Below are 9804 nucleotides of genomic sequence, written 5' to 3'. Positions count from 1 at the left end.
TCAGGCAGATGCAAATCTGTCTATTTGTGCTGCTTTTTAATCTCAAAAGAAGGCTGAAGACAAAAATATCTTCAACCTTTCTATTGCAAACCAATCTTAACTTAGTGACATCGCCCTTGGTACCACACGTTTCTTTCTCTCCACATATCCGCCACATTTACCACAGTTAATTCCGAGTAGTTATTGGACTTTGATTTGTATTGCAACCTTATCCTTAACTGTAGCCCAATGTGATTTCTGTTCGTCAGACCGGAGATTTGCCATCCGACTTCCTTCAGATTCCACCTCACAATGGACACCCTTGTCATTGGCTATGTCCTTCCCACTACTAGGGCAGACTAGGGACTTTCACCCATTAGAAACGTGCGCCGCAAGGCGCACCATCAAAAAACACCGCTGCATCTCTGCAACGGTGTTTATACTTCAGATTAATCCTGAACGTATGGCATTAAAGCTATATGTCTTGCTCTCTTGATTGCTACTGTAAGAGCTCTCTGATGCTTTGCACAGTTTCCTGTGATTCTTCTAGGAAGGATTTTTCCTCTTTCAGAGATATATTTCTTTAACTTTGCTACGTCTTTATAATCGATTTCGTTATTCTCTTTACCACAGAATACGCATACTTTTTTTCTTCTGCGTGCCGGTCCTCTTCTCTTGAAGCCGCCTTCTGGTCTGTTACCTTTTTCGTAAGCCATGTCTTTTTACCTCCTATATTAATAGAAAGATTCCACAATACGTGTCTTAGTTAAATGGCAACTCTTCATCAATCCCGTCCGGGATGTTCATGAATCCGTCACCTGCATCAACACTTGGTGATGGAGCCGGAGCTGCTGCCTGGTGGAAGGAGCCTCTGTTGGCTTCACTTTCCGCTCTGCTTTCAGCAAATTCCTGATCCTCGATAATGACTTCTGTTGTGTATACCTTCACACCTTCCTTGTTCGTGTAGCTTCCAGTCTGGATACGACCAGAAATGGAAACACGCATTCCCTGGCGGAAGTACTTCTCCGCAAACTCTGCCGAGCGCCCGAATACAACACATGGAATAAAATCCGCTGATGCTTCATTGTCTCTCTTGAACTTGCGGTCAACAGCTAATGTATATCTAGCAACTGCAGTTGCACTGTCACCTTGTGAATATCTAACTTCTGGGTCCCTTGTCAGGCGCCCAACTAAAACTACTTTATTCATATATACCTCTTTCTCTATGCTTCCTGTCTAACGCATAAATATCTGAGTACATTGTCCATGATACGGATACGTTGTTCAACTTCTCCTGGAACAGTACTGTCAGATTCGAAGTGGACGAAGTAGTAAAATCCTTCTTTCATCTTCTGAATTTCGTAAGCAAATCTTCTCTTACCCCATTCATCAACGTCAGTAACATTGCCACCGAAACGTGTAATTAAAGCTTTCACTTTTTCGATAACTTCTGCTCTAGCGTCGTCTTCGATTTTTGCACTGACAACAACAGCTAATTCATACTTGTTCATGTCTCTTGCACCTCCTTATGGTCTCTGGCTCCCGTACCTTAGCGGGAACAAGGAAAATTGATGTCCGTGAATTTTATATTCAACGGGTACGTCACGAGTTCTCATTCTACCATAAAAGGTTGTCCGATTCAAGCCTTTTTCTGAATTTCTTTTGTATTTTTTTCCACTAGCTTACGCGGAACCATAATTTGATGTCCACATCCTACACATTTTAACCGAAAATCTGCTCCGACCCGCAAAATCTCCCACTCATGACTTCCACAGGGATGTGGCTTCTTCATTCGTATCACATCACCAATATCAAATCTATCTGGCATAATTAACCTCCTGCTTATACAGCTTGGACTTAACTTCTTCTAGCCCAGCCTAATAAAATGAGAATATTCTGTAAACTGCGTGTAAAAGAGTCTGCCCCCTTTGAACTATTCCGACTTCACAAGCACTCCCTGTACCAGAAACCTCTCATCATCGTTGATGTTAGTACAAGTGGACAGGCTGACGATCTGAGACTTTTCATCCAGCTTTACATCGACCTGATAGTTAGAAGAATTTCTGCATAACTGCAAATAATTCGCATAATCCTCTGTTGTTGCATAAGCCAGATTATAGTTGTCCGCATTGTCTTTTACTGTGCTGGCTGAGAATACCTGATATGTAAGCTTTCCCTTCGGCGTATAGATATAAAAATACGGGTGCTTCTTACAGAACTCCTCACTCGCATACTCATTCAGTTGCGAAAACATCTCTCCTCCCACTTTTAGGTTATGTCCATAAATAAAAGTGTTAAGATCTGTAAATTCTGAATTGTTGCGCATATCCATAAAAATAGCGCCTAATTTATTATCATTTGCAGAAAATGTCTTTGTGAGATACTCCTGGTTATCTGCACTTTTCACGACTGGATAACTGATGACAGACGGTTCATCAAAACGAAGCCATGCGACTGTATCCGGGTTTTCTTTCAACAGCGCATTAAAATCTACCCGAAAGCCGTCATCCTCTCCATTCTTGCCATCTTTCGTATCTTTGGGGTCTTTCTTTTCATTTGTAATAGCCAGCTTTTTGACCTCATCGTATTCTTTTCCTCCAGAATAGTACGGAATCAGCATCATAATCAACTGGTATGCCGAAAAAATAAATACACAAATCGCTATCAGCAGTACAGCCGTTAATAGACCTCCGCTGGATTTTTTCTTTTTATCATGCCCGTCTGCTTGTCTTTTTTTCCTGCTCATTCTTTGTTTCTCCTATTTCCCATCCTGCTCTGGCTGGAGCTTAGATAAAAGGGCTTTCATTCGGCTCTTAGCCAAAAAAACACTAATTATCTGGGCAATTACTACCAGTGTATCGATCTGACTCTTTGTCCAGTAACATCCTGCCTCACATGCGTGAAATCCGATGAAGCCCCTGGCCTCCCCTGCGTCCTGAATCAAACATTGCAGCATAGACTGCACGCCTTCTTCTTCCTCGAGAAAGCAATATTTTTCCGGGAGTTTTTTTACATTTTCACAGTAAAAAATACCATTTTTATCAAAATTACTATAATAATCTTTCTTTATCTTCTTAGAGAGTCCCTGAAGCTTCTTCTCTCGCAGTTCAATCCCATCTTTACACCATTCAAACGTCTTGTAGCCACATTTTCCATCATCCGTACATTCGAATATATAGGAACGGCTGGCACCATACTTCGTCCCTACAATCTTTAGAATGCCTTCGATTCCTTTTTCTACATTGGGCGCACTATATAATGAGGAGAAAACATAGCTTATAATCCCAGCTTCTCCCTGCCATATGGTATCAAAATTTTCCAAGCTGCGCTTGGCTGCATATGTACCGCTGTTTACATCTTCCATTTGAAGGCCAGATTCATACACTTTCCAATTGTTCTTACCAGATGCCTTCGCCTTATATAGGGCGATATCTGCATTTTTATAAATAGTCTCAAAATCTATGCCATGATCCGGCAGAAAGGCGATTCCAATACTGGCTGAGAACTTACATTTTTCCCCTTTTAGATACTCCTTAAAAATAGACATAATCTCGTCGGCTTTTTTTCCTACAACCTCTTTGTCCGGTATATTCCTCATGATCACAGCAAACTCATCGCCACCGATTCTGCCAATAATATCATGCCTTCTAAAAATCCGTTTCAGACCAGCTGCTATTTCGGCTAATAATGCATCACCACTTAAGTGTCCGTAAAAGTCATTGACATACTTAAAATCATCAATATCAATCATAAAAAACGCTGCCTTTTCTCCCTGCTTCATATTAGAGAAATATCGATTGGCAAACGTCTGCATCGTCCCTTTATTATAAACACCGGTAAGTGTATCCTTCTCGGCTCTTTCCTTCAACATTTCGGCTTTCTTTTTTTCGTCATCAATATCCATAATGACGCCGATTACTTTTTTCTTATTCGCGACTTTTGAGGTCTGTAGTGTAGCACGAATACGACACCAGATAAATGTGCCGTCCAGCTTCTGCAGACGTGCCTCCTCCTCTGCGTAAGTCGTATTATCCTGCAGGCGGCGGCAAAGCTCAACAAGCACATTTCTATCCTCTGGATATATATGCTCACTTTTCAGAATTCCCACTTCAACATCGCTCTCGAACGGCCTGTAGCCAAACTTCTTTTCCCAATTATCTGACCACAATATGGTATCGCTCTCCATATCCCATTCGAATATGACATCTCTGGCCTGCTCCAGGATAATCCTATGCCGCTCAAGACTTAATTTCAATTCCTTCATTATAGCACGCTGCTCTGTTACATCTGTAAGAATGCAATAAAAGACATCCCTGCCGTTACGGCGCACCAACTGGCCCTGATCATATATCACTTTTAGAGTGCCATCCCCACAAATAAGCCGATATTCTATTTTCTTCGTATTCCCCTTGCTCATCTGTTCATTCACAGATTGTATCGTCTTCTCCCAGTCCGGTTCATAAATCATCCTCTGGAATTTGTTGTCATATCTCTCCTTTAGTTCCTCGGATGTATATCCCAGGAGCTTCAAAAAACCATCGCTGTACTCCAAGAGTTCCAGACCACCTTCGGTATCTGCGTCACAGCACATAACACCGCCCGGGACATTTTGGATCAATGCATTTAAGTTTTTGTTTTCTTCTAACAGCTCCTCTATTGTACGGCCTTCGTATATCATCTGCTTCTTCTCTTTGTCCATACTCAAACTCCTTCAGAATAATGTACGTATAGTATGGCATGAAGTACTTCACATTACATATACCGGGTCACTTCCTGCTTCTCATTATTGTACCACAAGTTGGACTTTAAATCTCCTGTTTCCATACGAATTATCAAATTTTATCGCTCTATCCATCCTAGTTATACCCCATATTTTCTAAGCAGTTCTTCAATAGCATAAGCCACCCCGGATTCCTCGTTAGACTTGGTGATATACTTTGCAGCTTTCTTTACTTCCGGCATAGAATTTTCCATAGCAATGGTAGCCCCAAAATCCATAGACAACATGGAATAATCATTCATACTGTCTCCAAATACCATTACTTCATCCATGGTATGACCAAGTGATTCTATATATTTTTTTAGAACGGGCCCTTTTTGCGCCCTCACATCCGTAATCTCCAAATTCGTTTCAAAAGATGCGGCTACAGCGATCGCCGGATAATCCTGTAATTCCTCACGTATTTTATCTAACATAGATATATCTTCCGAATAAAGAAAAATCTTGTAAACCGGCACGCCTGCCAGACGGAGCTCTGAAAAATCCGATAATATCTTTGTATTTCCTCTGATTCTTTGATAAATGGGATCTTTTTTGGCCTGCTCTTCATCGATATCAGGGTCAAGATGAAATACTCTGAGCTGATGGATAAAACCAGCTTCTATCTCATCCTTATCCCCAATCCGATAATCAAAAGCATCCGTACAGAACACAATTGAAACCGGATATTTTTGAAGCGCACGATATACCTCTTCACACAGCTTTAGATCGATTGGCGCAGTGAAGACGACCTCCTTGTCAGGATTACGCACCTCCGCGCCACTGCCTACGATATAATCACAGGTCAACTCTACATCCTTCAATTCCTCCATCGCTCCACGGAAATTTCTGCCCGTAGCTATTATAAACCGTAAGCCCGCCTTGCAGGCTTTATCAATTGCCGCCAGGGTTTCCTTCGATAGTTTATGGTGATCATCAAGTAAGGTTCCATCCATGTCAGATGCGATCACTTTAATCATCTTGTATTCTCCTTTTCCTGAATATTCTGAATATGGTGAGCAAAAGGGTCTGCCCCCTTTGAAATATTACTTAATCCCCCGGTTCAGGATTTCTTCGACATCCTCCATTTGACGTACAATATCCTGCTGTCTCTCATCAAACAGAAGTCCTTTATTATATCGGTAATACTGGTCGCATCCGTTCTCCTTGATGAACCATATGCTATAGTAATTTGCATTCAGCTCGGTAATAAAAGCCACCATTTCCTGGCTTTCGCCGAAGGCATCTTCCATGAAATGAAAGACGTTCTGAAGAGTTGTAGATGTATATGCAATTTCATCTTCCCGTACATTTACTTCCTGTTCGAACAGAGCCTTCACCTCATCAAATGCTCCATCCCCAATAAATAATTCTCCTTTAATGCTCATTGAAAAACGCTCCAATGAGGCAATCACTCTCTTTAAGGTCAGTTCTTCCCGGCGGGTCAAAAGCTCTGACGCCTTAAATTCTTCCAAATCCTTCTCGGCCAAATGCCAGATATCCTCCAGCATAGCTGTCACCCTGTTTTCTCTATAATAGATGAGATACTCATAGAGCTTTGTCACATAGGCATCCGTCATATAACAAGCCTCGAACAGCTCACCAAGCCTTCCGTTCAGGAGGCTCACAATACTCAGATGTTCATCAAACGGAGCCGCTTTCATCTTCTGCAAGGTGGCTGTATCCCATTCTCCACGTAGAATATCCTCAATACCGTAATCTTTCTTATATTTATAATAAAGCTCCAGATAATTCGCAAAGTCCTTTGCGATCATGCGGTGCTGGATGTATTGATACACCACATCCCGGTCTACTGTCTTGTGAAGTGATTCGTAGACCTGAATCAACTCTGACAAATCCTCCCATCCACGTGCGGTTGCAAAAAACTTTCCGTCCACAGTCGTCTCAATGCGGTAAAAATTCTCCTTTCGCAGTTCCAGATAGGAAATCACTGCCTGGTGCAGACCCTGTTTATAGGCGTATTCCTTCCACACATCGAAGTCCGCCTCAATGTCAATCTTCTTGAGCCTGTCCAGTGTTACCACATCGAACTCACGGACGGATTTGTTATACTCCGGCGGATTCCCTGCTGCCACGATGATCCATCCTTCGGGCACCTTCTGATTGCCGAACGTCTTGCCCTGTAAAAACTGCAGCATAGTTGGAGCGAGCGTTTCTGATACACAGTTGATCTCGTCAATAAAAAGAATCCCTTCCTTAATTTTCGTCTGTTCTATTTTTTCATACACAGAAGCAATGATTTCACTCATCGTATATTCTGTAACGGAAAACTCCTGGCCACCATATACCTTTTCCTTGATAAACGGCAGTCCGACCGCACTTTGTCTTGTATGATGAGTAATCGTATAGGCGACCAGCCCAATCCGGCACTCCTTGGCGATCTGCTCCATAATCTGTGTCTTTCCGATTCCAGGAGGTCCCATCAATAAAATCGGCCTCTGGCGGATGGACGGAATCCTGTATTCCCCAAACTCGTCTTTTGCAAGATATGCTTCAATCGAGTCTCTAATTTCTTGTTTCGCTCTTTTAATATCCATGCTCTTATTCCTCCCTGAAATATTCTGATCTATAACTAAATCATTCTTCTGATAAATCGTTTTCTTCTAACATAAGCTTAACTGCCCACGCGGGCACATCCACATCCCGGTAATCCTCCTGCATGAACACAAAGGCCGTCTTATAAGAAGGCATACGGTTGGGATAGATTCCATATCCATCCGTAAAATAGATCAGGCCCTGCAGATTTTCGAATTCCCCTTTTTCCAGCAATTCATCCACATAGGCAAATGCAGGCCTGAAATCTGTTCCCCCTTCTCCATACAGAGTAAGCTGTGACATATATTTTTCCAAATCCTGAATACTTGTAATGCGCTGGTCTGACTGCACTTTTTCATCGCACTGAATAATATGGATATTTACCTTTTTAAAGAAACTATTCTCTTCACTTAATACGGAATATGTTTCCTCCAAGAATTTGTGCACCAATTCTCCTGAACATGACATAGACGTGTCTATCACCACAGCAAATTCCGAAATCTTCTTTACCTCCCTTGTCTCCTGTGGCTCAATCAGAGGCATATTTCCATACAGACGCAGCCCATAACTGTAAAATGAATAATCAAATGTGTCGGGATCCACGGATATCTCCTCACGGTAAACAGAAAATTTCCGCAAAAACTCCCGGTAATCGTAACGTTCTTTATTTTCTATTTTTATCTGATCAAGCAAATCCCCCGACTTTTCTGATGCTTCCTTAGAAAATGTCTCCAGATCCGTCTCCATTCGTTCATTGATTTCCTGCCATTTCTGATTCATATCAGGATCGGGCTGTCTGTCAGGCTGTTGATTCTCCCAATATTTATGGTCATCCACATAAAACTCTGCCTCCAGGCGTTCCAGTTCTTTTTCCGGCAGCTCCCATTCTTTCAGGACCGCATAAATTCGTTCTGCATTTAATACCTTCTTATCCTGTTCCAGTTTGCGGTACGTCTCCCGCCTGAGCAAACTTTTCGAAAATCGGACAGAGCGGTGGAAATTGCTGTCTGTCATATGTTCCACTGCAATATCACAGCTTAAATTCCAGTAACGCTCATCCATTCCCCGCTTCACCATATGCCGGAAAATGCAGTGAAAAACCATATGGAGGTATCCGCGGTTGACCAAAATCCGATTCTGTCTGTATAATCCGCCCAAGTACTGCGGATGATAATAGATTGCGCTGCCATCCGTCCCGAACGGATTCACTGACGTGTCCATCTGATAGACAAAGCTGCTCAGAGCCACATCCAGAAAGCGCATTCCCAGATATAGCTCATCCCTTGCTGCACACAAAATCTGCTTCCCAAGAGCCTCTAAGCGAACGGCTGCCTCTCTGATATCCTGATTCTCCAAATCTATCATAGCTTATGGCACCTCCTTCCTGTCCATAAAAATCTTTCTTTTATAATACAAAGCTTTTCTTTTTCTGTGGAAAACTTTTTTGTTTCTCATTCATAAGGTAACTCAATATCTCCGCTTTTCCCTGACGCGAAGCAAGATCTAATGCCAGCTCCAGCATTTCTTGACTCCACAGCTCTTCCTCTGAGATCAGTCGGATATGGAGCAGATTCTCCTGTTCAATCAGATATTTTATAATTTCTTCATACCGATTCTTGATGAGATTTTGATAGACCTGTCTGTCATTGTCTGCCAATCGATAGGGATGTCCCAATCTGCCAAAAGCAATATCTGCCAACACTTCTGCCCGGTCCCATGCTGCCGCTACAGAAAACAAGCTGTCATACTTCCGGTAATCCATTTCTTTATTATAGAAGCACTGTCTGTAATTATTCCCTGATCCATGATGCTGCGTAAATAAGATACGGGCAGGTGTATTCTCTACTGCTTCCTCATAATGTTCTGGAAAAACAAGAACTGCCGATTTCTTTTCTCGCTCATAACAGAAGGTCACGTCCATACGCTGCCACAAATCCCCAAGGATCTCCTTGACACAAGACTTTTCCCCGGCTTCCATACGCACCTTCAATGCCCTAAGTCCGCTGCACCCGGTAAAGGCACCGCTTCCTATCTGCATCAAAGAATCAGAAAATTCCAGTCTGTTCAGCCGTTTACATCCATAAAATATATAGTTTCCAATTTCTTTTACTGTAGAAGGAAACATAATTTCTTCCACTGCCTGTCCCACTAACAGATGTTCTTCTCCTGAAAACAATACATGCCCTTCTGTCTCATAAGTCAGCACATCCTCTTGTTCCTTCTCTTTATGTTCTGAAAATGCATAAGGTGCCGCTTTTGTGACTGGCATTCCGGCGATGCACTCTGGAATGATGACCTTCGGATCATTTCCATAGCAGCGGATAATCTCTATTTCATTGTTTTTCACCTGATAATCTATCTTCATAAGCCTGTGCCCTCTTTTTTAAACTCATCTTCCCATTATAAGAGTACTGTACTATTTTTTCAAGAAGTCCCTGGATTTTCCGTGTTCCGATACATCAGGGATAATTCTTGCATAAGCAGCTCGTATAGTGTAGTATAAAATCAGT

At 42.2% G+C, this 9804-nt stretch carries 10 protein-coding genes; all 10 read right to left on the bottom strand.

The features are described from left to right. Positions 1–428: 428 nt before the first annotated feature. On the bottom strand, positions 429–695 hold the full coding sequence (rpsR, locus tag HGO97_RS23535; protein ID WP_216245705.1) for a 30S ribosomal protein S18: 267 nt from the start codon (positions 693–695) through the stop codon (positions 429–431). 46 nt (positions 696–741) lie between these two features. Next, the gene (locus HGO97_RS23530) at positions 742–1188 is read right to left on the bottom strand and encodes a single-stranded DNA-binding protein (RefSeq protein ID WP_216245703.1); all 447 of its coding nucleotides are present in this window, start codon (positions 1186–1188) and stop codon (positions 742–744) included. A gap of 14 nt (positions 1189–1202) precedes the next feature. Then, on the bottom strand, positions 1203–1490 hold the full coding sequence (rpsF, locus tag HGO97_RS23525) for a 30S ribosomal protein S6 (RefSeq protein ID WP_216245700.1): 288 nt from the start codon (positions 1488–1490) through the stop codon (positions 1203–1205). A gap of 128 nt (positions 1491–1618) precedes the next feature. After that, a complete protein-coding gene (locus tag HGO97_RS23520; protein ID WP_216245698.1) occupies positions 1619–1807 on the bottom strand; it encodes a DUF951 domain-containing protein in 189 nt (62 codons plus the stop codon). A gap of 105 nt (positions 1808–1912) precedes the next feature. Beyond that, entirely contained in the window at positions 1913–2725 is an 813-nt protein-coding gene (gene srtB / locus HGO97_RS23515; RefSeq protein ID WP_216245696.1) for a class B sortase, read from the bottom strand. A gap of 12 nt (positions 2726–2737) precedes the next feature. Beyond that, a complete protein-coding gene (locus HGO97_RS23510) occupies positions 2738–4678 on the bottom strand; it encodes a sensor domain-containing diguanylate cyclase (protein WP_216245695.1) in 1941 nt (646 codons plus the stop codon). Positions 4679–4839: 161 nt separating this feature from the next. After that, positions 4840–5718 carry a Cof-type HAD-IIB family hydrolase gene (locus HGO97_RS23505; protein ID WP_216245691.1) on the bottom strand — a complete coding sequence of 293 codons (879 nt, stop codon included), beginning with the start codon at positions 5716–5718 and terminating at the stop codon, positions 4840–4842. Between the two features lie 66 nt (positions 5719–5784). Beyond that, positions 5785–7296 (bottom strand): ATP-binding protein, encoded by a 1512-nt coding sequence (locus tag HGO97_RS23500; RefSeq protein WP_216245689.1) that lies wholly within the window; start codon positions 7294–7296, stop codon positions 5785–5787. A 40-nt stretch (positions 7297–7336) separates the two neighbouring features. Beyond that, positions 7337–8659, bottom strand: coding sequence for a vWA domain-containing protein (locus HGO97_RS23495; RefSeq protein ID WP_174805396.1), 1323 nt, complete (start codon positions 8657–8659; stop codon positions 7337–7339). Positions 8660–8699: 40 nt separating this feature from the next. Beyond that, on the bottom strand, positions 8700–9659 hold the full coding sequence (locus HGO97_RS23490; protein ID WP_168866599.1) for a leucine-rich repeat protein: 960 nt from the start codon (positions 9657–9659) through the stop codon (positions 8700–8702). Positions 9660–9804 lie beyond the last annotated feature (145 nt).

The sequence above is a fragment of the Faecalicatena faecalis genome, assembly GCF_012524165.2.
Taxonomy (GTDB): Bacteria; Bacillota; Clostridia; order Lachnospirales; family Lachnospiraceae; genus Faecalicatena_A; species Faecalicatena_A faecalis.
This window is presented reverse-complemented; position numbering and strand designations above follow the sequence as displayed.